Consider the following 23,654-nt stretch of genomic DNA (forward strand, 5'->3'; position numbering starts at 1 on the left):
AAGGGATTTGTCCCGCGCTACGAATCCCTAGCACGCTCCTCTTAACCAACCGTTCAAGGGTTCAGATAGAGCGTGGTCCCGCGGTTTTCCAGTGAGGCGGGCTTGAGTGGCTCGCGCGCCGGGCCCCAGGTCACTTCTCCGGTTTCCAGGTCGAAGGTGGAGTTATGCTCCCGGCACCGACCCTTACCGTTTTCAAAGGTATCCACGGTGCCGCCTTGGTGCGTGCACTCGGAGCTGTAGGCCTTGAATAGGCCCTCGCGTGGCTGCGCGACGAAGAAGTTGCCGAAACTCACCGCCTCTCCCACCGGGATCTCCGAAGCATCAAACTTGGCGATGTGTTCCGGCTCAGGCTTCTCCCCCAGCGCGGAGCAGGCGGCTAGTACAGCACCGGACAACGTGGTCGCGGTGCCGAGCAGGAATAAACGACGAGTGCAGACCATATAGTCATTATGGGTCTAAAGCGCCTCCAGCGCCTGTTGAATGTCTGCGAGCAGGTCGTCGATGTGCTCGAGGCCGATCGACAGGCGCACGAGCCCGGGGGTGATTCCGACGGCTGGCAGCTGCTCGTCGGGGACTTGCCGGTGCGTCGTGGATGCCGGGTGGAGGACGCAGGAGCGTGCGTCGGCGACGTGCACTTGGCGGGTGATGATCTTAAGCGCATCCATGAACTTCGTGCCGGCTTCGCGGCCGCCGGCCAGGTCAATGGTGACGACGCCAGAGGCGCCGTGTGGCAGGTATTTCTGGGCGAGCTCGTAGTACGGCGAGGACTTCAGGCCCGGGTAGCGGACCTCGGCAACTTCGGGGCGTCCCTCGAGGAATTCCGCAACTTTCAGTGCGTTAGTGCAGTGTCGTTGCATGCGCACGTCCAGGCTTTCCAGGGAGTTGCTGAGCATGAATGCGGAGTGGGCCGCGGGGTAGGCACCGAAGTCGCGTTGCAGCTGCATGCGGGCCTTAATGACGAACGGCGCGGCCGCGTAGTCCTTGGTGTAGACGATGCCGCGGTAGGATTCGTCCGGCTCGGTGAAGTCCGGGAATTTGCCGTTGGTGTAGTCGAAGCTACCGGCGTCGACAATCATGCCGCCGACCTGGATGGCGTGGCCGTCGAGGTATTTTGAGGTGGAGTGCACCACGACGTCGGCGCCGTGTTCGATTGGTTTGCACAGCACCGGCGTGGCGAAGGTGTTATCGACGATCAGCGGTACGCCCTGGCTGTGGGCAACGCGCGCAAACTTTTCGACGTCCAGTACCGTCATCGACGGGTTCGCGATAATTTCCCCGAACAGTGCTTTCGTGTTCGGCTGGAAAGCTGCGGCGATCTCCTCCTCTGAAGCATCTGGGTCCACGAAGATGACGTCGATGCCGAAGCGCTTCAGCGTGGTGGCGAAGAGGTTGGAGGAACCACCGTAGATCTGTGTGGAGGAGACGAAGGAATCTCCCGCGGAACAGATGTTCATGATGGCCATTGCGGTGGCGGCTTGACCGGAGGATGTGGCCATCGCTGCTGCCCCGCCCTCGAGGTCGGCGATCTTTGCCTCTACCGCCATCACGGTGGGGTTAGCGAACCGGGAGTAGATCAGGGCGTGTGTGGGCTCGTCGAAAACGGCCGCGATGTCATCTGAGGAGTCGAAGGTGTAGGTGGTCGACTGGACGATCGGCACCTGACGGGGGTCGGTATTTCCTGGCTGGTAGCCGGAATGGATGAGCTTTGTTTGATCCTGCATTGTTTCTCCCTGCGTGGATTACTTTTGGGAATCAGTGTACCGAGCCGTGGGATAGGGTGGTCTAATCGGAGGTAAGGTTCACAACTATTCGCTGGAAGGTTCACAAAAAAGGGGTGCCCAAGCTGTAGCTGCTACGCGTTAGGTAGCCGTCAGGTACTCCAAGATAGCTTTTACGCGCCGGTTTTCTTCCTCAGGAGGCAGACGCAGCTTGAGGAAGATGTTGGACACATGCTTGGCTACTGCCGCGCCAGAGATCACCAGCGAGGTGGCGATTTCCGAGTTGGAGAGCCCACGAGACATCAGTTCAAGGACTTCTTTTTCACGTGGCGTGAGTTCCCCTAGCCCCGAACGGCCGGCGGACATGAGGGCTGAGGCAACGGACGGGTCAATGACGGTGCCACCATCAGCAACCACAGATAAGGACTGCAGGAAGGATGCCACGTCCGCTACTCGGTCCTTAAGCAGGTAGCCAGTCCCAGCTGTGGTGGCACCGGCGAACAAATCCACCGCATAGGCGGGCGCGACGTGTTGCGACAGCACCATGATCGCCAGGTTAGGGTGGGCGGCGCGCAGCGACACAGCGGCTTTCAGACCGTCATCGGTCATGTTGGGAGGCATCCGCACATCCGTGATGAGTATGTCGGGCGTGGAGGGTAAAGCTGTGGCGTCGTCAAACAGGCGTAGCAGCTCGTCAGCATCGGAAACCTGAGCGACGATGGTGTGGCCACGTCGTTCCAGCAGGCCGGCGAGCCCTTCGCGGAGCAAGGCAGAATCGTCTGCGAGCACAATGTTCATGGGGCAACTCCTGGTTCGCCACGGTCGAGCAGTAACGGGATGATGGCGACGAGTCTGGTTGGTCCACCAATAGGTGAGGATAGTTCGAGGGAACCATCGAAGGCTTCGAGGCGCTCCCGCATCCCCGCTAAACCACCGTTAGGGGTGAACGTGGCCCCGCCGGGCCCGTCGTCCACCACGGAAATCCTGAGATCCGCGTCGGCGGTGAGCAACACGGACACCGTGGCATCTGGCGCGTGTTTCGCCACATTGGTCAGCGCCTCTGAGGCGAAGAAATACCCAGCTGCCAGCACACTAGGTGAAAGTTCTGGAAGCGGGTGCGGCGCCATCACCGCAGGTGCAGTGGGGTGCGCCTCAACGGCTGCGACTAATCCATAGTCGCTGAGCACCTGAGGGTGGATTCCGCGGACGGTGGCACGCAAGGACTCGAGCCCCTCTGACACGTCCTTCTGCGCGGCGCTGATCAGATCCGCGACGGGACCCGTTGCGTCCAGCGAGGCCTCCCCCAGTTTCATCAGCGCTGCTACGAGGTATTGTTGGGCGCCGTCGTGCAGATCGCGTTCAATGCGATGCCGTTCGATCTCGTAGGCGTCGGCAACGGCGCGTCGTGAAGCGGTCAGCTCGGCGATGCGCTCTACTGCCTAGGCTTCCCCGCTTGCTACCTTCTCGCGCCTAAACCACATAGTCCCCCACTTTAGTCACGGTAGTGCTAGCACTACCACGTAAATCATTGTCCGCACCATGTTGCTTTGCGCCGCGGGCGACTGTATTAGGTGCCATGGAACAATTCACTTTGCATGACGTCACCAAAACGTACGGGGTGCCACCTGTACTCTCTGGAATCAACCTCACCGTCGGCACTGGCGAAAAAGTCGCGATCATGGGGCCGTCGGGCTCCGGTAAATCCACTCTGCTGCACTGCATGTCCGGCATTTTGCGCCCCACGAGCGGCAGTGTGTTTTTTGAAGGCACCGACATTGCGCAGCTTGACGACGCCCAGCGCTCCCAACTCCGGCTCAGCAAGTTTGGGTTCGTGTTTCAGGACGGTCAGCTGCTTCCGGAGTTGACCGCTGCGGAAAATATTGCCCTGCCGGCGATGCTGTCAGGAACCTCCCGCGGCAAGTCCCGCAAGCGCGCGCTGGATCTCCTGGAGCAGCTTGGCCTGTCTGAATTGGCGCATCGTCGTCCCGCGAACATGTCCGGCGGCCAGGCGCAGCGCGTGGCAGTAGCACGTGCGCTGGTGACCAGGCCGGCCGTGATTTTTGCCGATGAGCCAACTGGCGCGCTGGATCAAGCGACGGGGCACGAGATGATGCAGCTGCTCACCACAATGGTCACCGGCCACGGCACCACCCTCATCATGGTTACCCACGACGCCAAGGTAGCCAAGTGGCTGGACCGCCGCATTGAGATCCGTGACGGCATTATTCATGATGACCGCGTTCTGGGTGGTGTTTCCTGATGAACACGATGCAACTGTCTTGGGATCTGCAAAAGGCGTCGCTTTCTTCCCGCACTGGTACCGGTGTAGTGTCCGGGCTGGCGATCTTCTCCCTCACTATCTGCTCCTGGATCGCGTTCATCGTTGCCGGCGGCACCTGGATGTTCTGGTCTCGCATGAAAAGCGATCTGCCGATCGTGGTGAGCCAATACCAGGACCCGAAGGACGTGCTCCAGGCCTACGTGGGCCTGGCGCTGGTGGCGTGTGGCTTCCTAGTTCCTGCTATCTTCTCCCTCACCTCGCAAGCTGCGGTGCTGGGGGCGTCGGGCCGGGAGCACCGGTTGGCTGCGCTTCGGCTCATTGGTCTTTCCTCCGCAGACATCACTCGCATTACCGCCTTTGAAACGGCGGTCCAGGGCGTGTTCGGCATTGGGCTCGGTTTGCTTTTGGCGCTGTTCACCGCCCCGCTTGGTGCCAACTTCACTTTCCAGGGCCACCGGTTAACCGCCACGGAACTGTACCTGCCGTGGTGGGGTTACCTTGCGGTGGCAGCGTTACTGCTGCTCTTGGCGGTGCTGTCCTCGGTGATCGGTATGCAGCGTGTGATGGTTTCCCCGCTTGGGGTGGCGCGCCGGGAAATACCGAAGGCATTGAAGTGGTGGCGACTGCTGGTGACGATCCTGGTGGTGCTGGCTGGGATGATGTGGCTCAGTGTGCAGCAACCCTCTACGGATATTGAGTTTCTGTTGGGCATGGGTGTGGTCGCTTTCATTATGGTGTCGGTGCTGAACGTCGGGATGCCACTGGTACTGCAGATCTGGTACCGCATCATGGGGATTCTGCCTGGGACGCAGCATTTTGTGGCGACCCGCCGCATTTTTACCGACGGACGCGCTACTTGGCGACGCAGCTCCTCAACGGCCTTTTACGGTGTGCTAGTCGGTGTGCTTGTGGTCTCCCCACGTGGCAATGATGGCCTTTCTGCTGTGTTCCAGCAGGACAAGGAGCTACATACGATGTATCAGGACCTGAACCTAGGCGTCATGATCACGCTGGTCATCGGCTTTATCATCGCAGCGGTGGCCACCCTGCTGAGTCAGGCATCCGAGGTATTTGAAAAGGCGTCTCTTACCCGGGCGTTGGCGGCGCTTGGCGTGCCGCGCCGCTTCCACTTGGCGGTAGCAACGATCCAGATTATGTCTCCAATTGTGTTGGTGAGCCTGGTAGGGTTCGCCCTTGGCAGCAGTATGTTGATGTTGATTTTCGGGTCAGTGAGCGAAATGAACATCCCGTACCGAATGCTTAACGCACTACTGTTCCTCCTCGCGGGATGGGGACTCACACTACTGGCCTTGGTGGCGGTAGAACCACTACGCTCTCGGGTGCTAGCAGCTGGTCGCAGGCGTAACGATTAAAAGAAAGTTGAAGATGTCAAAACACGCTATGTCTAACTCACTGGAACGAGCCACCACCTCCTCTGGTGCCCGTCGCCTGATGAGCCTTGACGTTGTTCGAGGCTTAGCAGTTTGCGGCATTTTGTTCGCAAACGTTGCCACGATTATGGGTCTGCACGTGCCATGGCATAATGCCCAGCCAGGAAGCTCCTACAACTTCCTGCATCTTTTCTTCCAGGAGCGCTTCTTCCCAATCTTCTCCCTGCTGTTCGGAGTGGGCTTCGGCATCCTGTGGCAGTCCGTGCAAAAGCGCAGTGAACACCCGCGCGTGGTGCTGCTGCGTCGCTTCCTGTTCCTGCTGCTTCTGGGCGCCGTGCACCAGGTTCTGCAAACCGGTGAAGCATTGTTCCCATATGCAATCGGTGGTTTGGTCTGCTTGCTGCCCACAACGTTCCTGCCGGAGCGTTATCGAGCACCGTTTTCCCTCGGTATCGGAGTTGTTGCAACAGTGGTCGGTGGCATGGCTGGTGGCATGCTGCTCATTCCAGGGCTGTTTTGGTTGGGATTTGGCCTGGCGCTCAGCGATGTTCCGCGTAAGTTTGAAGAATCCACCAAACCAGCACTGATGCTGCTGATCGGCGGACTTGTCGTCGCTATCCCCGGCATTGCGCTGCAGCTTACTCACCTTGACACCGCCGGTTTTAGCCCCATCAGCGCCTATGCCGGTCTGGGACAGGCGGCTGTCTACATCGCACTGGTGGGACTGGCGATGCACACCCCGCTGCGCAGCGGTTTGGTAGCGTTTCTCGCTCCGCTGGGGCGCATGGCGTTGACCGCTTACGTGTCCGCCACCGTGGTGGGTGTGCTCATCGCAATCCCATTCTTCGCTCCACTCAGCGCCTTACTCAAGAGTGATCCCATCCGGCTCACCGACGCCCAAATGTTTATGGTGTGGGGCGGCTGCGTGGTGTTCCTCATCATCCAGTCCCTGGTGGCCCGCGTATGGCTCGCCAAGTTCGGCCAAGGCCCACTGGAAAAGCTCTGGCGCACGGTTACTTGGTGGGGGAAGCACTAGGCAGTTGCAGATTAACTACTGTATGTCCGGTCGACGTGTTGTCGGCCGGGCTTTTGGTTTTCTGGCTGTATTTTCGACGGGTAAGTTCCTGACTGCGCCTATGCAACCTGCTTATCGACTGTGGCGGATTATTTCTTGTGTTGGTCATCGCGTTCGGAGTGTTTGTGAAGTGGCTGCCGAGCTACCCACACGTTGGTGACACGGCCTTTTCGCATGACATCGATGGTTCGATCACATTGCACGTGTACGCGTGTCCGGGGGAAGAGGTGCGTGAAATTACAGTGGTCGGTGGCATGTATGACGGCCCAAATGGCTCCCACAACCCCGATTGGGTACATTTGACGCGTGACGACGCGATGACTGGGTACTTCACCGTGAACCTGAATGACCCGGATGGTTCGCGGGAAGAAGTACCCGCGAATATCCCGACGGATCCCGAAAAGTATTTAATTGCTGAGGCATATCCGAAGCACAGTTTTTTCGACAAAGGAAAGCTCATCCGACCTGTGAGCCTACAACTGAAAGAATTGCAAGCTTGGCCTGAAGGCGAACTGGTACGCGACCAGTGGGAAGCACCTCCGATTGGTACCACGCGCGAGAAGCTGGAAGAGCACTGTACTAAGAACTAGGTGTTGCTCGGCATTAATCAGGTGACGGCCTAGCGCTGGGGACGACGCCATTGCCGCAAGAATCATGTGCACAACAGGATGTTCCCCTCGAAGAGCTGCGAACAACTCCCCCACTTCCTCTTGCAATTTCAGTTGCAACTTTCTCAATGAGATTCCAAGTGAACACAAACGCGCAGGTCAAAAAAGTGGGAAACTTGGAAAGTTGGGAATGTGATTCCAACTCTAGAGTTGTAAAGTGGGAATCTGCATGTGGAACTTTGCTAAGTGTTCCCAGAGACGGCCTCAGCCGCTTTCCCCACCCATACTCCGAATCCGATGATGCAAGGGGCGGGGCTCAGCACCTTTGGACGTCGTCAAGCGCCTGCTTCCCGAGGAAACCGAGCGGCCACCCTGCCGGGAACCGCTACGGCACGCTTATCGACGCCACTGACCTGGCCGAGCTGGAATGAGCGCGTGGAACGCATCGACCAAGGCCCCAGAGCAGTTCACCCTGGGGCCTTGGTCGGTTGTAGCTACCTACAGCTCAGCGAGTGCTTTTGCCAATTCCTCTCGGTAGGCGGCCACGTTCTTCAGCTTGAGTTCGCCGAAGCCACGGACCATGTCCGGCAGCGCAGCGGCTGCGGTGGCGCGGGTGATCCAGTCTAGGTCCACGCCGTCGGAGATGCGGCCTGGCAGGTAGTCGACAAAGGTGTTGTATTCCTCGATTAGCTCCCGTTCGATGCGGCGTTCTTCGGTGAGTCCGAAGAGGTCGAATCGGGTACCGCGGAGGCGTTTGCCCTGTGCTAGGCCTCGCAGGATGGGGCGTGCCCAGGGGCCGAAGTTGATCTTGCGGTTCATCCCCAGGGAACGCAGCACCGGCGGATGCAGTTTGATGGTGATGCGGGCATCTGGGCCGAAGTCGGCTTCGATGTCGTTTGCCACGGTTGGGTCGGTGGCCAGGCGCGCAACCTCGTATTCGTCCTTGTACGCCATGAGCTTGTAGAGGTTACGGGCGACAGCCTCGGCGAGGAAAGTGGTGCCGAAGCCGGCGCGTTCCTCCGCGAGTCGTACGGCCTCGACGCGCTTAGCGTACAGCCGCGCGTAGTCGGAATCCTGGTATTCGGTGAGCTCCAGGACACGCAGGTTCACGATGTCTTCAAGGGTGTGGGTTGGCTGTGGCTTTTCCTCTGGGCGCATTGCTGCCAGGGTGGCTTGGAGTGCCTCAGGGCTCGCGACTGCCTGGCGGCCTCGTCGGAAAGACTGCAGGTTGCGGTCCACTGCCACGCCGTTGAGCGTGATCGCCTCCTCGATCGCAGCTGCCGAGATCGGGAGCGCACCGGTCTGGTAAGCAGCGCCGACGAGCAGCATGTTTGCGGTGTTCGAGTCGCCGAACAGTTCCTCGGTGAGCGCTACGGGGTTGAGTTGCACCAGGCGCTTAGTTGCTTCGCCGATACGGGAGCCGATGTCATCCAGGTGAGGGTAGGTGACCTTGGTGTCCTTCACCATGGCTCCGGTAGGAACCTTCGCGGTGGACAGCACAGCTACCGAACGTGCAGGTGATGCGGCCACGAGGTTTTTCGCTTCGGCGCCGACGAGGCCATCCGCACACAGATACAGGTCTGCCTCGCCCTTGCCCACCTTGGCAGCCTGGGCGAGCGGGGTGGCGGAGAGTTTGACGTCGGAGACCACGGCGCCGCCCTTCTGCGCAAGGCCGGTCATATCGACGGTGCGGGCGGTCAGGCCGTCGATCACCGCGGCCGTGGCAAGCACGGCAGACACCGTGACGACGCCCGTTCCGCCAATACCCGTGATGCGCATGCCGAAACTTGGGGTGGCGGCCAAGTCAACCTGACGCACAGGCTCAGGCAGCTCGGCGGCTTCCAGATCTGGTGCGCTGAACTTCTTGACCGTGTTCAGGCCCTGCTTCCGCTCGCCAGCATCCGGGATGGAGACCGTCATGAAGGATGGGCAATCACCCTCAATGCAGGAGAAATCCAGGTTGCAGGTGGACTGGTCAATTCGGGTCTTGCGGCCAAACTCAGTGTCCACCGGATGAACGGACAAACAGTTGGATTTGTCGCCACAGTCACCACATCCCTCACAGATGCGCTCGTTAATCACCACGCGCTGCTTAGGGGTTGGGAACTCGCCACGCTTGCGCTTACGGCGCTTCTCGGCGGCGCAGTGCTGATCATGCACTAACACGGTCACGCCGGGGACTTGTGCGAGCTCCTTCTGGACGTCGATAAGCTGGTTGCGGTGGCGCACCTCGACGCCCGCGGGAACCTGCTTGCGGGTGGTGCGCACGTCGTCGGTGGTGACCACAATGCGCGCTACCTTTTCCGCCTGCAGCACGCGGAGCGTTTCTGCGAGGGACTTGCCACCGACCGGATCCTGGCCACCCGTCATAGCGACGGTGCCGTTAAACAGCAGCTTGTAGGTGATATTCACGCCCGCGGCCACAGCCGCACGGACCGCCAGGGAACCAGAGTGATCGAAGGTGCCGTCACCCAAGTTTTGTACGAAGTGCTTTTCCTTCACGAATGGCGCCATGCCGATCCACTGAGCACCTTCGCCACCCATCTGGGTCACGCCAATAACATTGCCTACCTGGGCCTCCGGTTGCAACAACACCATCGCGTGACAGCCGATACCTGCCCCAACCAGGGAATCTTCCGCCACCTTGGTGGAGGAATTGTGTGGACAACCAGAGCAGAAGTATGGCGTGCGCTGCGCGAGTGGCAGTTGAATCCGCGTCGGTTTCGGGCGTTGCTTCTCCAACCAGCGCTGCGCCGCCTCTACGCCGTGCACCTTGCCCAAGCGGTAGGCCAAACCCTGGGTGACGGAATCAATATCGAGCTCACCAAAGCGGGAGAAGAGCGTGGAACCGTCTTCGTTGGACTTGCCGCGGATCACCGGAGTGTGCGGGTAATCGTAGAGGATCTCACGGATCATGGTTTCAATGAAGTCGCGCTTCTCCTCAACCACGATCACCTCATCCAAGCCCTCGATGAAGTTATAGAGCGTCTCGCGCTCCATTGGATACACCATGCCCAGCTTCAGCAGACGAATACCGAGCCTGTTCAGATCGTGCTCTGTGAGGCCGAAGCGCTGCAGCGCGGAACAGACATCAAGATAGGTCTTACCTGCGGCAACAATGCCAATGCGGTCATCGCCAGTCCTAACCCGGATTTGGTTCAGGCGATTGGCGCGCGCATATTCGGTGGCGCGTGGCAGTCGGATGGTCAGCTGGCTTTCCTCCAGATCCATCAGCGTCTTGCCGAGCAGATGTCCGCTAGGAACGTGCGGGCTGTCATCGAGAATCGGCTGGATGCGGTCTGGGTGGACGTAGGCCGTGGAGGAACCATCCGCCACGTGCGCGGAAATCTTTAGGGAGGTCCACAAACCGGAAGTGCGGGACATCAGTGCGGCATGAATCCCTAGGTCCAGAATGTCTTGGGAGTCGGCCGGATACAGGATCGGCATGTACAGGTCTGCGAGCTCCATCTCGGATGCGCACGGAACGGTGGAGGACTTCGCACCGGGGTCGTCACCGACGATCGCAACGGCTCCGCCGGTTGTGCTGGTGCCGATCATGTTCGCGTGGCGCAGTGCGTCGGAGGCGCGGTCTAAGCCGGGGGCTTTGCCGTACCAGTAGCCGACTACGCCGTCGAGGGGCTTGGCCACCTGGGCGATCTGGGAGCCCATGACGGCGGTTGCGCCGAGCTCTTCGTTGAGGGCTGGTTGGTGGATGACGTCGTAAGGCTGGAGGAATTTCTTTGCCTTGCCAGCGAGTTCAAGGTCGTACCCGGCGAGTGGGGACCCTTCGTAGCCGGAGATGAAGGACGCTGTTTTGAGCCCGAGGCGACGGTCTAGGGCTGCTCGATCGCGCACCATGCGGGATAGCGCCTGGATGCCGCCGAGGAGGACGGTCCCTTCCTCTTTGGTGTAGCGGTCCTCAAGGGTCATCTTGGTTGGTTCGATTACGGTGGTCATGGTGTCACCAGTCCTTACCTTGCCAGGGCCCTGTGGTGGGGGCCGTTGCTAAGCTTTCTCGCGAGCGTCGCCGGATGTGACGGTGCTCACTATAGTGAGGAGGACATTAGTTGTTATTTGATGGGATGGCCAGGGTTTTTCTATATCAATTGTGATGTGGGACACTGTGTTGTGTTGGCAAGGTTTGCAGTGGCTCGAAGTGAGCGGGGACTTTGAGGTTCGCGGTGATGTTGCAGCTGTGGCTAGGGAAAACAGTTCGTTGAACATTTGGGGCGTTATGGAGTGGCGTTTTGTCCGTGGCGAGCGATGTGTTATCCGTGGGTGGGGCGTGGTGGTTATAGGGAACTTCCCACCCCATGGAATGACCAGCCCAAACGCGCCGTCGGAAAGCCTAGGCAGTACACTGTTAGCCATGACAAATCCGAGCGAAGCAACCCCTAATTTCCGCTACGGCGCCCCGTTGGCGGCCGATATTGAGCGTAAATGGCAGTCCTTCTGGGACGATAATGGCACCTTTAATGCGCCGAACCCAGTTGGTGCGTTGGCTACTGAGGGGAAACTCCCGGAAAATAAGCTCTTCGTGCAAGACATGTTCCCGTTCCCTTCTGGTGCTGGCCTGCACGTTGGTCACCCGTTGGGGTACATTGCCACGGACGTGTTCGCACGTTTTAACCGGATGCAGGGTAAGAATGTGCTGCATACGCTGGGTTACGATGCGTTCGGTTTGCCGGCAGAGCAGTATGCGATCCAAACGGGTACGCATCCGCGCATCAAGACGCAGGAGTCCATCGACAATATGGAACGTCAGCTCGGTCGGCTGGGACTGGGGCATGACAAGCGTCGCTCCGTTGCCACCACCGATACGGAATATTACAAGTGGACGCAGTGGATTTTCCTGCAGATCTTCAATGCCTGGTTTGATGAGGAGCAGCAGAAGGCACGTCCAATTGCTGAGCTGATCTCGGAGCTGGAGTCCGGCGCTCGCCAGACGAAGGACGGTCGTGATTATAACGAGCTCACCAAGGTGGAAAAGGCCGAAGCGATTGATGAGTTCCGTCTTGTGTACCGTTCGCGTTCCATGGTGAACTGGTGCCCTGGTTTGGGTACTGTGCTGGCGAACGAGGAAGTCACCGCGGATGGCAAGTCGGAGCGCGGTAACTTCCCGGTATTCCGGAAGCAGTTGTCCCAATGGATGATGCGCATCACCGCCTACTCTGACCGTCTCATTGACGACCTGGAGTACCTGGATTGGCCAGAAAAGGTCAAGTCGATGCAGCGGAACTGGATTGGTCGCTCCCGGGGCGCTGAGGTTGATTTCCTCTCCCCTGCTGGGCCGCTCACGGTGTTCACCACCCGCCCAGACACGCTGTTCGGTGCGACGTACATGGTGCTCGCCCCAGAGCACGAGCTTGTCGACGCCTTGACTGCCCCTACTTATGCCGACGACGTAGATCCTCGTTGGACCAATGGTGCTGCCACTCCAGCGGAGGCAGTGGCCGCTTACCGTGCTGCTATCGCAGCGAAGTCTGATCTGGAGCGCCAGGAAAATAAGCAAAAGACCGGTGTTTTCCTGGGCACCTATGCGGTGAACCCCGTGACTGGTGGTGAAGTCCCTATCTTCATCGCCGACTACGTGCTGACGGGGTACGGTACGGGTGCGATTATGTCGGTCCCAGCCCATGACACCCGCGACTATGAGTTCGCTAAAGTATTTGGACTGCCAATCGTTGAGGTGGTCAAGGGTGGAAACATCGAGGTAGAAGCGTTTACCGAGTCTGGTGAAGCAGTCAACTCGGCCAATGATTCTCTTGACATCAATGGATTGGGCAAGACGGAAGCGATCGCTGCCACTATCGAGTGGTTGACCGCTGAAGGTAAGGGCACGGAGAAAATTCAGTACAAGCTGCGGGACTGGTTGTTCGCTCGCCAGCGTTACTGGGGTGAGCCATTCCCCGTTGTGTATGACGCTGAGGGCATTGCACATGCACTGCCAGAGTCGATGCTTCCTATTGAGCTTCCTGAGGTTGCGGACTATAAGCCGGTGGCCTTTGACCCGGAGGATGCTGACTCTGAGCCACAGCCACCGTTGGCTAAGGCAACTGAGTGGGTGAATGTTGAACTCGATCTGGGTGATGGTCTGCAGACTTACACCCGAGACACCAACGTCATGCCGCAGTGGGCTGGTTCTTCCTGGTACCAGCTGCGCTACATTGACCCTGTCAACGACGAGAAGTTCTGCGATCTGGAGAATGAACGTTACTGGACAGGCCCGCAGTTTGATGGCGACTGTGGTGGCGTTGACCTCTACGTTGGTGGTGTGGAGCATGCCGTGCTGCACCTGCTCTATTCTCGTTTCTGGCACAAGGTACTGTTCGATCTTGGACATGTCACTTCTTTCGAGCCTTACCGACGCCTTTACAATCAGGGCTACATTCAGGCCTTTGCCTACACCGACTCTCGTGGTGTGTATGTTCCAGCTGCTGAGGTAGAAGAAAAGGATGGCAAGTTCTTCTACCAGGGCGAAGAAGTCACGCAGGAATACGGCAAGATGGGTAAGTCCCTGAAGAACTCCGTTTCTCCTGACGAGATCTGTGACAACTACGGCGCCGATACTTTGCGTGTCTACGAAATGGCAATGGGGCCGTTGGATACCTCTCGCCCGTGGGCCACCAAGGACGTTATTGGTGCGCACCGCTTCTTGCAGCGCTTGTGGCGTCTGGCCGTTTCCGAGGACGATGGCTCGCTGATTGTTTCGGATGCAGCGTTGAACACTGATGACCTCAAGGCACTTCACCGCACAGTTGCGGGCGTGACGGAGGACTACCAGGAGCTGCGCCTGAATACTGTGGTGGCGAAGCTGATCGAATACGTCAACTACCTCACCAAGGCCTATAACGGTGGCGCGCCACGCGCTGCAATTGAGCCACTGGTCATCATGCTCGCCCCAATTGCACCGCATATTGCGGAGGAGCTGTGGTCCCGGTTGGGTAATACCGGTTCCCTCACCTACGTGGACTTCCCTGGTTTTGATGAGAAGTACCTGGTGGATGATGAAATCGAGTTGCCAGTACAGGTCAACGGCAAGGTTCGTGGCCGCATTATGGTCGCCACCGATGCGTCGCAGGATGCTGTGGTCGCAGCAGCCCTTGAAGCAGTTGCCTCGCATGTTGCGGATAAGACCGTGGTCAAGCAGATTGTGGTGCCCGGTCGCATGGTGAATCTGGTGGTGAAGTAACCCTGGCGAATTCTCGGGGTCCCAGGGCCCCGAGACTCGGCGCCGGTTTCGCTGGTCCCTAACTCGACGCGTCTGCGAGAGCATTGAGCTCATAGGAACCCTTGCCATCGATGGTTTCACGGATGATGTCGGCGTGCCCGGCGTGACGGGCGAGCTCGGCGATGACATGCTGCAGGCACCAGCGTGCCTCCCAATGCGTGATGTTCTCAGGAATCCACGGTGATTCCGGCGTGGGCACCAACACATTTAGATCGGTGATGCTTTCCAGTTTGTGCTTAATTTCCTGCACCGATTGATCGAAATGCTCCAAAATGTCTGACAGCAACCGGCCATCAGCGCTTAGTGTTTCCGTTGAACGGTCTTCAGCTTCGGCGGAGTCCAATGGCAACCGGTTAGGTGCCGCCAGTACGGCTGACGTCCAAAACAGCCCAACCTGAGCGGTGTGGAGCAGCAGGCCACTGATATTGAGTGACGAGGCTGTCGGAGTGCTGTGTGCTTGGTCGTTAGTGAGGCCGTGGGCAGTGGACCGAATCTGGGCGAATTGCTGCAGGATGTAAGTCTTGAGAACGTCGAGTTCACCATCGGCCTGCGGGGTGAGGAAAGGCATGGGATTCTCCTTCGGAACAGTTGCTTTTTCCTTGCACCACAAGGATCGCAACTATCAAGGACAGCTTTTGTCCTCGAGGTGATGCATAGTGAAGCCATGACAAATCCAACTACACGAGCACTCACTCTTTTAGGACATCTTGAATCGCGAACCTACTGGTCAGGGCCTGAATTAGCCCGACAGCTCGGGGTTACCCCGCGCACGTTGCGGCGCGATATTGATAGGTTGCGCAGCCTCGGCTACGTGGTGGAGGCGGAATCTGGGTCTGGTGGTGGCTACATGCTGGGTCGAGGACAGATACTGCCACCGCTGCTGCTTGACGACGAGCAAGCGTTGATCGTCGGGCTTTCGCTTATGCGGACAGCTAGCTCCAGCGATAACGAACAAGCAGAAACCGCACTGCGCGCCCTGGCAACCATTGAAGGATTTCTTCCTGCTGAGCTCAAGCACCGGCTGGCAGCACTCAAGACCACCACCGCTTCGGCGAAAGGGCCACCGTTGAAAACGGATGTCTTACTTCCCTGCGCCGATGCCATTCGTCGGAACCTTCGGATTTCTTTCCCCTACACCGATCGTTATGGAAAGCACACAGATCGCCGAGTGGAACCCCATAGGCTCGTGGCCAGAGACAAATTATGGATTCTGTTGGCCTTCGATGTAGATAAACAAGACTGGCGCACATTCCGGATCGACAGGATGGGCGCCCCAGAAATCGGAACCTGGCAGTTTTCACCTCGTACGGATGTCACAGAAGCACTGGCACGCCTGGCGAAACCAGTGCCAATCACCGCATGGAAACACCAAGTTCACGTGCACATACATGCTCCGGTAGACAAGGTCAGGCAAAAGCTTCCGCAGTTTGCTAGTTACCTTAAGGAACTAGACCACACCAATACTGAATTTGTTACCGGGGCTGACGATCCGAATGAAGCGGCGCACTGGTTGACGACAATTCCTTTCGAATTCACCATATTGAGCGACGACGCCGTCAAACAGGCAATCAAGGATTTAGCGAAGAGGTTAGACAATGCGGCAAACTAACGACCCCTTAGACAAGAAAAACACTACATTCGGTCACATGATCAGGAAGCACACTCGCGAAGAAACCCATGCTGCATTCACCACAGCGCGCCAGGCTCTGCAACATCGACCTACCACAAGTCAGCTCTGTGCGATTTTTCTGCGCTACCACGACCTCATCTTGCGGGAGCAAACCAGTCTCTTAGATGTGATCCAACGGGAAACAGGGAAAGCTCGCAGTCATGCCTTTGATGAAGTGCTCGATGTCGCGATCACCTCACGTCACTACGCAAAAATCGCGAGGAAACTGCTAAAAGAACAGCGGGTTAAAGGCGCCCTGCCACCGCTCACCACCACGAAAGTACAGCGAGAGCCTCACGGAGTGGTGGGTGTTATCGCGCCGTGGAACTATCCACTCTCACTCGCGGTATCCGATGCTATCCCCGCCCTGCTTGCAGGCAACGCGGTGGTACTTAAACCAGACCTAAAAACCTCCGAAACGGCACTGCTTGCCGCCGAACTCTTGTACCAAGCAGGGCTACCTCGAGATCTATTCCAGGTCATCACCGGAACCGGTAGCGAGGTAGGACAAGCTATTGCCCGGGAATGCGACTTTTTGATGTTCACCGGTTCCACCGCCACTGGCCGGAAACTCGGGGCAATCGCGGGAGAACGCCTTATCGGATATTCAGCGGAATTAGGTGGCAAAAACCCAATGATCGTCGACCGTACTGCTAACCCAACCGCAGCTGCTGATATTGCTGTGCAGGCGTGTTTCGCCAATTCCGGTCAACTATGCATTTCAGTGGAGCGGATCTATCTCCACCAAGACATCGCCGAAGAATTCACGGAGAAGTTCATCCAAAAGACCCAGCAGTTGTCCGTGGGTACCGGTGGGTGGGAATACGACATGGGGTCACTCATCAGCGTCGAACATGCCAACAAAGTGCATGAATTCGTGAAAAACGCTGTAGAGCAAGGAGCCAATGTGCTTACCGGAGGTCAGCCACCACAAGGTGCGGTGTACCAACCAACCATCCTGGTCAATGTTCCAACAACGGCTCGACTCACCCGCGAAGAAGTTTTCGGGCCCGTGGTCTATCTGGAAATCGTGGCAGATGAAACCGAGGCTGTGACCAAGGCAAACGATACGGAATATGGCCTTAATGCATCTGTCGTCGGTAAGCCGGCGATAGCGCGACGCATTGCCCGCCACCTCCACGCTGGAACTGTCAATATCAACGAAGGGTACACAGCCGCCTGGGGTTCCGTAGCCGCGCCGATGGGAGGCTGGAAAGCCTCAGGACTGGGCAGACGGCATGGCACCGAAGGCCTGTTGAAGTACACCCAAACCCGGACCGTCGCTCAGCAGCGCATATTGCCATTGGCAGGCCCGAAAAACCTGAAGAGGGACGATTATGCGAGGTACATGAGCACGGCACTAAGACTAGGAAAATGGCTGTTATAAGACTATGAGAGTGTCGCTTACAGCAAGTTGTCCAGGTGTGCGATGTTCACGCTAGCGTGGTACAGCCGTGCTGTGTTCAAACACCGAGGCAGATAACTCGCGTACTCCCCCGTGTACACCGCGGAACATACGCTGGACATATCGGTAAGTAAATCAACATTGCACTTTAAATAGCCCTCGCCCCGAGCATCGGCTGCCTCCATACACATATCGTGGCGGGCGCAAGCGCCACGAAAATCCGCATCAATCTCAGTAGTGGTGAAATAACTTGGCGACATCGTGCAGTAATCGTGATAACCCGAATGAAGCAATGAAGGATCATAAACATAATCCGCCGGGATTGGCACCGGGCCGTGGGAAGCCACCCGATCCACATCCCGCAAAATCCCATCCGCCACCTGCACTACAGGTTCCGCCCCAAGCTTCGGCTCCAAATGCAATTGCATATCCTGATACAGCATCAGCTTGTAACCCGTGACATTTCCCTGCTGATCAAAAATGACCGGGCCAAACAATGGGCTGGAACCAGCAAACACCCATTCCTCCGCACCACCCTCAGTTACTGCAAGGAACGGATGCCGGGCCTGCGAACTCAGCCCCGACCACGCTCCCTCGGTACTCAACGCAGTGACCGCCGCCTCTATGTTTCCTACCGGAGGTTCAGCGGACGCAGCCGGAACCCACCACAAAGCTGAGACCAATACCGAAAGAAAGGCTGTACCCAACGCACGCATGGGATAATCATAACCAATTACCCGCGTTGTGCCCCCCAAGCTGAAAAACCGCCCTGCAAACTGAAAAACCGCCCGTCAGGAAACCTCTCCTGCAACAAGCGCACAGCCGTCGCGGAACGAACACCGGATTGGCAATACACCGTGATCACATTACCCAAATAGGGTTCGACCACGCCCGGGTCCCGTTGCAGCACATCCAACGGAAGCAGCGTCGCGCCGGGAATAATGCCAGACGAGGTTTCCTCTGGGGTACGGACGTCGATAAGCATGCCCTGCGGCGCAACAGTGGTCGGCACCGGCGTCGCGGCGGCACAGACCTGCGCCATATGCTCCAGCCCGGTCACCGGCGGCCGCCCCGGATCACGCGCGAACACCAAGGTACGCTGCGACAACGTCAGCGCATCGACAAGCAGCAGCTTACCGACGGCCACCTCCCCCACACCCGTGATCACCTTAAGAGTCTCAATAGCCAACATCGACCCCACCAGCCCCGCGAGCGCCCCGAACACGCCCCCCACGGCACAACTCGGCACCGCATCCGCCGGTGGAATGTCCGGAAAGAGGTCCCGGAGCATCGGTCCGTTATTCGGGTCGAAAACGGAGATCTGCCCCTCGAACTGCATGATCGTGCCCCACACTAGAGGAGTTCCGGTGAGTTCCGCGGCGTCATTGGAAAGGTAGCGGGTAGCAAAGTTGTCAGTTCCATCAATAACCAGGTCATGCTGGCCAAACAACTCCACAGCATTATCAGGAGTCAGCCGCGCCCGAATCGGCGTGACCTGCACAAATGGGTTCAACCGGGCCAAGGCATCCTTAGCAGAATCGACCTTAGGCCGACCAAGATCCGCCACCGTGTGGATGGTCTGCCGCTGCAGATTAGACTCCTCCACCACATCATCATCAATCACCGTCACATGGCCCACACCAGCCGCACCAAGATAGTTCAACACAGGTGAACCCAAACCGCCCGCACCGATAACCAGGACTTTCGCCTGCTTCAGTTTGAGCTGCCCTTCCTCCCCCACGCCGGGCAGTGTGAGATGGCGGGCGTAGCGGAGTTTCTCCTCCGCAGACAACCCGGTGCTGGATTTGGTAACGGAAACTGACTTTTTAGGGGCCATTTCGTCAGTTTGCTTTACCAAATCCGGCACCTACCATCTCACTAAAACTCGAACTCGCCTGCGCCAGCTTGCGTTTGGGGATCCGCCCGGCTTCGTATGCTTGTCGTCCGGCGATGACGGCGTGTTTCATGGCGCTGGCCATTTGTACTGGATTGTGTGCTCGGGTGACTGCGGTGGCGAGGAGTACGCCTGAGCAGCCTAGTTCCATGGCGAGTGCCGCGTCGGAGGCGGTGCCGATGCCGGCGTCGAGGATGACGGGGATGTTGGCGCGTTCGACGATGAGCTCGATGTTGTGTGGGTTGAGGATCCCTAGGCCGGTGCCGATTGGGGCGCCGGCGGGCATGACTGCGGCGATGCCGACTTCTTCCAGGCGGCGTGCTAAGGCGGGGTCGTCGTTGGTGTAGGCGAATACTTCAAAACCCTTGAGTACTAGCTGTTCTGCGGCGTCGAGAAGTTCAACGGGGTCTGGTAGTAGGGTGTCTTCGTCGGCGATCACTTCCAGTTTGATGAGGTTGGTCTGTAGTGCTTCTCTGGCAAGTTCGGCGGTGAGCACTGCTTCGCGGGCGGAGTAACAACCTGCGGTGTTGGGTAGTGCTTGAATGTTGTTGCGTTGCAGGAGGTCGAAGATGCCCATGCCGGTGGCTGGGTTGAAGCGTCGCATGGCTACTGTGGTGAGGCGGGTACCGGATTCCACCAGGGCTCGTTCCAAAGTGTCCATGGAGGTGGCGCCACCGGTGCCCATGATGAGACGCGATTCGGTTAAGAAATCCATCGGTTATCCTCCTTGAGCTGCGGTAACGATGTCAATGTCGCCTGACACCTCGGTGGTGCCCCATGCGCTGCGGGGTACTACGGCGCCGTCTACCGCCACCGCGACGCCGGCGTGCCTGCCAACGATCTCCTGCACCAGGTCCGCGATAGTCATTCCCGGGGCTGCTGTGTAGGGTTTCCCATTTACTGAAGTCACTTGTCTTAAGCTCCTTTGTTAAAGCGGAACGGGTCAATAGCTGCGGCAGTCGCTTCCGGCACCGGTACACCCAGCACAACATCAGTGGTGAGTTTCGCGCCAATCACTGATAGCAAAATGCCGTGCCTGAAGTAGCCGGTGGACACGGTGGCGCGTTCTGAGATCCGCCCGATCATGGGCACGTCATCGGGGGAACCTGGGCGGGCACGGCAGGTCATCTCTGTGATCGAACATTCCCAAATCCCGGGGATGAGGTGGTGGGCGTCGCGAAGCAGCTGATGCACTCCCTCAGCAGATACCCCGGGGCCGTCCTCGCGGGAGGTGGCGCCGAGGACGAGGGAGCCGTCGGCGCGGGGCACCACGTACACCGGGCGGCCACGGACTACGCCGCGGACGGTGCGGGTGACTAGCGGTTGTAAATATTCTGGCACCTCCAGGCGGAGCACGTCGCCATACACCGGACGTAGCGGTAGCTGAGGTACCCCCGCTATCTCGCAGGAGCGAAGGCCCGCCGCCACCACCACGTGGTCTGCGTCGAGTTCCAGCGACGTCACTTTTTCTCGCACCACATCGGGGCCCAAGAGGTGCAACAATGCAGCGCAGAACTTGCGGGGATCAATCTGGTGGTCGCCCGGAATGTGCACTGCTCCGACTACTCCGGGGCCTAAGCCTGGCTCCATGCTGCGGGCCTGCCGGGAAGAAATCGGGGCGACCTGGCCGATGTGTTCCTGCAGCTCAACGAGCTCGGTGAGGGTGACCCTATCGGCAGGATCGCCGGCGCACACGAGGGTTTCCGAGGTCAGGTAACCAATATCCATCCCCGATGCCTCGGCCACACGCTGCGCAAACTCGGGGTACAGCTCCTTCGACTGCTGCATCAGCGGATACAGCGTCGGCTGATCCCACACCACCTCAGACACGGGGGCCAGCATTCCAGCGGCCGCGAAACTAGCTTCGGAGACAGGCTCCGGGTCGTACACGGTGACGGTGTGGCCACGCTGGCGCAGCTCCCATGCAGTGCACAGGCCTACGATCCCGGCGCCGATTACGGCGATATGCATAATGTCCTTCCTACGGCGGCATTATCCGCATCAGGTCAGGTGGTCGGCCGATTGCTGGCCCTCTCAGCCCGGCGTTTCACGGGCTCCCACGGCAAGTACTCCTACTATAGGACTCATGGACCGGCAACGTCGACAACTTCTCCTGAAAAACTCCCGCCTCTACCTGTGCACCGATGCCCGAACGGACCGCGGCGATCTCCGCGAGTTTCTGCACGCCTGCTACGAAGGTGGTGCGGATATCATTCAGCTCCGCGACAAAAAAATCGAAGCACGCGCAGAAATCGGTGCGTTGGAAACGCTCGCGGAGGTCGCAGCGGAGCACGGCAAGCTGTTCGCAGCTAACGACCGGGCCGACGTTGCATTGCTTGTCGACGCCGACGTGTTCCACACCGGCCAAAAAGACCTGACTACCCAGCAGGCCAGGCGCGTGTTGGGCCCAGAGGTTTTGCTCGGGCGCTCCAATAATTCGGTGGCACAGTTTGCCGAGTCAATCGCCGACCCGGAGCTGGACTATGCGGTGATTGGTCCGGTGTGGCCGACCCCCACGAAGCCGGGTCGCCCAGCTGTGGGGCTGCCAGTAGTAACCGAATGTGCCGAGGTAGCGGGGGATAAAACCTGGTTCGCGATTGGCGGAGTGAACGCCGAAACCGTGCCTGATGTTATCGCAGCTGGGGCGGGCAGGATCGTTGTGGTGCGCGCACTGACCGAGGCTGCCGACCCGGTAGCTGCGGCGCGAAAGTTGCGAAAAATCCTCGAAAAGTAACACGGAACTTGTTGGGAGGCATTCCCGACAACTCTTCGTGACTACATTAACTCTGACACGCCGCGCTGCCTTGCAGCAGCGTCAACGCGCTAGATATTTGCACGTCATCGCCGGGCTATTGGTGGGCCCTTTCATCGCCGTGGCCACACTCACCGGCCTGGTATATGCCTTCGCCCCCAGCATTGAACAGGTGGTTTACCACGACGCCTACACCGCCACCTCCACGCTTCCCGCACGTAGCCTTGAGGACCAGGTCGCTGCCGCTCAGAAGGAATACCCGCAGCTTAAAGTGTCCGGGGTGCAGCGCAGTGACGACGCACGGGACACGACCCGCGTGCTGTTTGCCGACCCCTCCCTCACAAGCAGCTCTTATCGACGCGCCGTTTTCGTCGATCCCGGTGACCTCCGCATTACGGGCAACATGATTCAGTACGGCAGTTCCAACGCTTCCCCACTGCGAGCCTGGCTCTCTGAAGGACACAAGCAACTCTGGCTGGGAAAAGCCGGCCGATGGTACTCAGAACTGGCCGCATCCTGGTTGGGCGCCATTGCCATCTCGGGGTTGGTTCTGGCTCTTCGTTCCCGCGCATCCAAACAGCGCGCCTCCCGCTGGCACCGCACCCTCGGCCTATGGCTAGTACCCGGAATGCTGTTCCTCACGGTCACTGGGCTGACGTGGTCTGGTGTGGCCGGACAAAACATTGGCACAGTCCGTACGGAGCTGCAGTTGCGGGCACCTGCCATGGCTGTGAGCCCCGCAGCTGCCACGGATGTTTCGGGCTTGGATACTGCTGTGCGGGTGGCACGAGAAGATGGGTTGACCGGACTTGTGGAAGCGAAACCTGCTGGTGCGGGCACCTGGCAGGTGCAGGAATCGCGCGAACCCTACCGGCTCAGCACGGATAAAGTGCAGGTAGACACGAACACGGCAGAAGTAACTGACCGGGTGTTGTTCTCTGAATGGCCATTTGCTGCGAAACTGACCGAATGGCTCATCAATTTGCACATGGGGTTCTTGTTCGGGATCTGGTCGGAAACCGCATTGGCGCTGCTGGCCCTCGGAATTTTGGTAGTGACCGGGCTTGGTTACTACATGTGGTGGCGGGCCTGGCGTTCGGGCCGCAGCTGGGTACCGGCGCGCGGTGAGCGTTCCTGGGCATTGATCGCTGTGCTCATCGGCTACTCGATCGTCGCACCGCTGTTCGGCATCAGCTTGCTAGCGTTTGTTTTCCTCAACATGGTTGTTCAGGCGCTGCTGAAAAAGCGCACTGCAGCTGAGGCATAAGAAGAGTGGCAGCGTTAGGCTGCCACTTCACTGGAATAGTTATGCAAAGACGCCGAGCTTGCCGTACTTTTCTGCCAGCAGGTAGTAGACGGCAAGACGGCCATTCTTGGTGCCATCCTTCATCTTCTCGCCGACTTCCTTGATAGCCGCGTTGAGTGCCTCATCGGATTCGGTGAGGCCGAGCTTCTTCTTGAGGAAGTTTTCCCGAACCGTCTTCAGTTCCTCTTCGTCGGAGAAGGAAACGTAGGCGGCGTCGGCGTCAGTGAGGACGAGGCGGTAATTCTTGAGCATCTTCTCCAGCACAGCATCGTCGGCGCTTGGAGCGTACTTCTTGACGTCTGCAATCCAATCTTTTGACATGTG

Annotated in this window: 21 protein-coding genes and 1 riboswitch; of the genes, 9 read left to right on the forward strand and 12 right to left on the reverse strand. The window is 58.7% G+C overall.

What is annotated here, in order from left to right:
• Nucleotides 1-53: 53 nt before the first annotated feature.
• The 4 genes from ACZ6ZO_RS03600 to ACZ6ZO_RS03615 all read right to left on the reverse strand — a co-directional run bounded on the left by ACZ6ZO_RS03600 (nucleotide 54) and on the right by ACZ6ZO_RS03615 (nucleotide 3,145).
• A complete protein-coding gene (locus tag ACZ6ZO_RS03600) occupies nucleotides 54-440 on the reverse strand; it encodes a Rieske (2Fe-2S) protein (RefSeq protein ID WP_465290612.1) in 387 nt (128 codons plus the stop codon).
• Nucleotides 441-455: 15 nt separating this feature from the next.
• Complete coding sequence (locus ACZ6ZO_RS03605; protein WP_465290614.1) at nucleotides 456-1,721, reverse strand: O-acetylhomoserine aminocarboxypropyltransferase/cysteine synthase family protein; 1,266 nt, start codon at nucleotides 1,719-1,721, stop codon at nucleotides 456-458.
• A 138-nt stretch (nucleotides 1,722-1,859) separates the two neighbouring features.
• Nucleotides 1,860-2,516 carry a response regulator gene (locus tag ACZ6ZO_RS03610; RefSeq protein ID WP_465290616.1) on the reverse strand — a complete coding sequence of 219 codons (657 nt, stop codon included), beginning with the start codon at nucleotides 2,514-2,516 and terminating at the stop codon, nucleotides 1,860-1,862.
• Nucleotides 2,513-3,145 (reverse strand): sensor histidine kinase, encoded by a 633-nt coding sequence (locus ACZ6ZO_RS03615; protein ID WP_465290752.1) that lies wholly within the window; start codon nucleotides 3,143-3,145, stop codon nucleotides 2,513-2,515. Before ACZ6ZO_RS03615 ends, ACZ6ZO_RS03610 begins: the two co-directional genes overlap by 4 nt.
• A gap of 149 nt (nucleotides 3,146-3,294) precedes the next feature.
• Between ACZ6ZO_RS03615 and ACZ6ZO_RS03620 the strand changes: the two genes are divergently transcribed.
• The 4 genes from ACZ6ZO_RS03620 (at nucleotide 3,295) to ACZ6ZO_RS03635 (ending at nucleotide 7,055) form a co-directional block, all read left to right on the forward strand.
• Nucleotides 3,295-3,978 (forward strand): ABC transporter ATP-binding protein, encoded by a 684-nt coding sequence (locus ACZ6ZO_RS03620; RefSeq protein ID WP_465290618.1) that lies wholly within the window; start codon nucleotides 3,295-3,297, stop codon nucleotides 3,976-3,978.
• A complete protein-coding gene (locus tag ACZ6ZO_RS03625; protein WP_182385054.1) occupies nucleotides 3,978-5,372 on the forward strand; it encodes an FtsX-like permease family protein in 1,395 nt (464 codons plus the stop codon). The genes ACZ6ZO_RS03620 and ACZ6ZO_RS03625 overlap by 1 nt, the downstream gene beginning before the upstream one ends.
• Nucleotides 5,373-5,385: 13 nt before the next feature.
• Nucleotides 5,386-6,426 carry a DUF418 domain-containing protein gene (locus ACZ6ZO_RS03630; RefSeq protein ID WP_182385053.1) on the forward strand — a complete coding sequence of 347 codons (1,041 nt, stop codon included), beginning with the start codon at nucleotides 5,386-5,388 and terminating at the stop codon, nucleotides 6,424-6,426.
• A gap of 137 nt (nucleotides 6,427-6,563) precedes the next feature.
• Nucleotides 6,564-7,055 (forward strand): hypothetical protein, encoded by a 492-nt coding sequence (locus ACZ6ZO_RS03635; protein WP_182385052.1) that lies wholly within the window; start codon nucleotides 6,564-6,566, stop codon nucleotides 7,053-7,055.
• A gap of 516 nt (nucleotides 7,056-7,571) precedes the next feature.
• On the opposite strand, the gene ACZ6ZO_RS03640 is transcribed toward ACZ6ZO_RS03635, so the two are convergent.
• Entirely contained in the window at nucleotides 7,572-11,030 is a 3,459-nt protein-coding gene (locus ACZ6ZO_RS03640; RefSeq protein WP_465290621.1) for an indolepyruvate ferredoxin oxidoreductase family protein, read from the reverse strand.
• Nucleotides 11,031-11,442: 412 nt separating this feature from the next.
• Between ACZ6ZO_RS03640 and leuS the strand changes: the two genes are divergently transcribed.
• Entirely contained in the window at nucleotides 11,443-14,265 is a 2,823-nt protein-coding gene (gene leuS / locus ACZ6ZO_RS03645; protein WP_182385050.1) for a leucine--tRNA ligase, read from the forward strand.
• Nucleotides 14,266-14,323: 58 nt separating this feature from the next.
• On the opposite strand, the gene ACZ6ZO_RS03650 is transcribed toward leuS, so the two are convergent.
• Entirely contained in the window at nucleotides 14,324-14,872 is a 549-nt protein-coding gene (locus tag ACZ6ZO_RS03650) for a mycothiol transferase (RefSeq protein ID WP_182385049.1), read from the reverse strand.
• A 96-nt stretch (nucleotides 14,873-14,968) separates the two neighbouring features.
• Between ACZ6ZO_RS03650 and ACZ6ZO_RS03655 the strand changes: the two genes are divergently transcribed.
• Both ACZ6ZO_RS03655 and ACZ6ZO_RS03660 read left to right on the forward strand, forming a co-directional pair.
• Nucleotides 14,969-15,913 (forward strand): helix-turn-helix transcriptional regulator, encoded by a 945-nt coding sequence (locus tag ACZ6ZO_RS03655; protein WP_182385048.1) that lies wholly within the window; start codon nucleotides 14,969-14,971, stop codon nucleotides 15,911-15,913.
• A 37-nt stretch (nucleotides 15,914-15,950) separates the two neighbouring features.
• A complete protein-coding gene (locus tag ACZ6ZO_RS03660; RefSeq protein WP_232843210.1) occupies nucleotides 15,951-17,360 on the forward strand; it encodes a succinic semialdehyde dehydrogenase in 1,410 nt (469 codons plus the stop codon).
• 17 nt (nucleotides 17,361-17,377) lie between these two features.
• On the opposite strand, the gene ACZ6ZO_RS03665 is transcribed toward ACZ6ZO_RS03660, so the two are convergent.
• The 5 genes from ACZ6ZO_RS03665 to thiO form a co-directional block, all read right to left on the reverse strand.
• The gene (locus ACZ6ZO_RS03665; RefSeq protein WP_182385046.1) at nucleotides 17,378-18,094 is read right to left on the reverse strand and encodes a hypothetical protein; all 717 of its coding nucleotides are present in this window, start codon (nucleotides 18,092-18,094) and stop codon (nucleotides 17,378-17,380) included.
• 17 nt (nucleotides 18,095-18,111) lie between these two features.
• Nucleotides 18,112-19,215, reverse strand: coding sequence for a molybdopterin-synthase adenylyltransferase MoeB (gene moeB / locus ACZ6ZO_RS03670; protein ID WP_465290625.1), 1,104 nt, complete (start codon nucleotides 19,213-19,215; stop codon nucleotides 18,112-18,114).
• A gap of 4 nt (nucleotides 19,216-19,219) precedes the next feature.
• Nucleotides 19,220-19,987 (reverse strand): thiazole synthase, encoded by a 768-nt coding sequence (locus ACZ6ZO_RS03675; RefSeq protein WP_465290627.1) that lies wholly within the window; start codon nucleotides 19,985-19,987, stop codon nucleotides 19,220-19,222.
• A gap of 3 nt (nucleotides 19,988-19,990) precedes the next feature.
• Nucleotides 19,991-20,182: a sulfur carrier protein ThiS gene (thiS, locus tag ACZ6ZO_RS03680; protein WP_343158884.1), complete on the reverse strand. Its 192-nt coding sequence runs from the start codon at nucleotides 20,180-20,182 to the stop codon at nucleotides 19,991-19,993.
• 5 nt (nucleotides 20,183-20,187) lie between these two features.
• A complete protein-coding gene (thiO, locus tag ACZ6ZO_RS03685; protein WP_182385043.1) occupies nucleotides 20,188-21,243 on the reverse strand; it encodes a glycine oxidase ThiO in 1,056 nt (351 codons plus the stop codon).
• Nucleotides 21,234-21,343: riboswitch (TPP riboswitch) on the reverse strand. (Overlaps the previous gene by 10 nt.)
• A 15-nt stretch (nucleotides 21,344-21,358) precedes the next feature.
• Between thiO and thiE the strand changes: the two genes are divergently transcribed.
• Both thiE and ACZ6ZO_RS03695 read left to right on the forward strand, forming a co-directional pair.
• Nucleotides 21,359-22,006, forward strand: a complete 648-nt coding sequence (gene thiE / locus ACZ6ZO_RS03690; RefSeq protein ID WP_465290629.1) for a thiamine phosphate synthase — start codon at nucleotides 21,359-21,361, stop codon at nucleotides 22,004-22,006.
• A 37-nt stretch (nucleotides 22,007-22,043) separates the two neighbouring features.
• A complete protein-coding gene (locus tag ACZ6ZO_RS03695; protein ID WP_465290631.1) occupies nucleotides 22,044-23,291 on the forward strand; it encodes a PepSY-associated TM helix domain-containing protein in 1,248 nt (415 codons plus the stop codon).
• Between the two features lie 39 nt (nucleotides 23,292-23,330).
• On the opposite strand, the gene ACZ6ZO_RS03700 is transcribed toward ACZ6ZO_RS03695, so the two are convergent.
• Nucleotides 23,331-23,651, reverse strand: a complete 321-nt coding sequence (locus tag ACZ6ZO_RS03700) for a DUF2853 family protein (RefSeq protein ID WP_465290633.1) — start codon at nucleotides 23,649-23,651, stop codon at nucleotides 23,331-23,333.
• Nucleotides 23,652-23,654 lie beyond the last annotated feature (3 nt).

The sequence above is a fragment of the Corynebacterium sp. NPDC104732 genome (genome assembly GCF_055583565.1).

Bases quoted from the DNA above. Each gene is read 5' to 3' on its own strand.
- ACZ6ZO_RS03600 (WP_465290612.1), bottom strand. From the start codon at position 440: ATGGTCTGCACTCGTCGTTTATTCCTGCTCGGCACCGCGACCACGTTG.
- ACZ6ZO_RS03605 (WP_465290614.1), bottom strand. From the start codon at position 1,721: ATGCAGGATCAAACAAAGCTCATCCATTCCGGCTACCAGCCAGGAAAT.
- ACZ6ZO_RS03610 (WP_465290616.1), bottom strand. From the start codon at position 2,516: ATGAACATTGTGCTCGCAGACGATTCTGCCTTGCTCCGCGAAGGGCTC.
- ACZ6ZO_RS03620 (WP_465290618.1), top strand. From the start codon at position 3,295: ATGGAACAATTCACTTTGCATGACGTCACCAAAACGTACGGGGTGCCA.
- ACZ6ZO_RS03625 (WP_182385054.1), top strand. From the start codon at position 3,978: ATGAACACGATGCAACTGTCTTGGGATCTGCAAAAGGCGTCGCTTTCT.
- ACZ6ZO_RS03630 (WP_182385053.1), top strand. From the start codon at position 5,386: ATGTCAAAACACGCTATGTCTAACTCACTGGAACGAGCCACCACCTCC.
- ACZ6ZO_RS03640 (WP_465290621.1), bottom strand. From the start codon at position 11,030: ATGACCACCGTAATCGAACCAACCAAGATGACCCTTGAGGACCGCTAC.
- leuS (WP_182385050.1), top strand. From the start codon at position 11,443: ATGACAAATCCGAGCGAAGCAACCCCTAATTTCCGCTACGGCGCCCCG.
- ACZ6ZO_RS03650 (WP_182385049.1), bottom strand. From the start codon at position 14,872: ATGCCTTTCCTCACCCCGCAGGCCGATGGTGAACTCGACGTTCTCAAG.
- ACZ6ZO_RS03655 (WP_182385048.1), top strand. From the start codon at position 14,969: ATGACAAATCCAACTACACGAGCACTCACTCTTTTAGGACATCTTGAA.
- ACZ6ZO_RS03660 (WP_232843210.1), top strand. From the start codon at position 15,951: ATGATCAGGAAGCACACTCGCGAAGAAACCCATGCTGCATTCACCACA.
- ACZ6ZO_RS03665 (WP_182385046.1), bottom strand. From the start codon at position 18,094: ATGCGTGCGTTGGGTACAGCCTTTCTTTCGGTATTGGTCTCAGCTTTG.
- moeB (WP_465290625.1), bottom strand. From the start codon at position 19,215: ATGGCCCCTAAAAAGTCAGTTTCCGTTACCAAATCCAGCACCGGGTTG.
- ACZ6ZO_RS03675 (WP_465290627.1), bottom strand. From the start codon at position 19,987: ATGGATTTCTTAACCGAATCGCGTCTCATCATGGGCACCGGTGGCGCC.
- thiO (WP_182385043.1), bottom strand. From the start codon at position 21,243: ATGCATATCGCCGTAATCGGCGCCGGGATCGTAGGCCTGTGCACTGCA.
- thiE (WP_465290629.1), top strand. From the start codon at position 21,359: ATGGACCGGCAACGTCGACAACTTCTCCTGAAAAACTCCCGCCTCTAC.
- ACZ6ZO_RS03700 (WP_465290633.1), bottom strand. From the start codon at position 23,651: ATGTCAAAAGATTGGATTGCAGACGTCAAGAAGTACGCTCCAAGCGCC.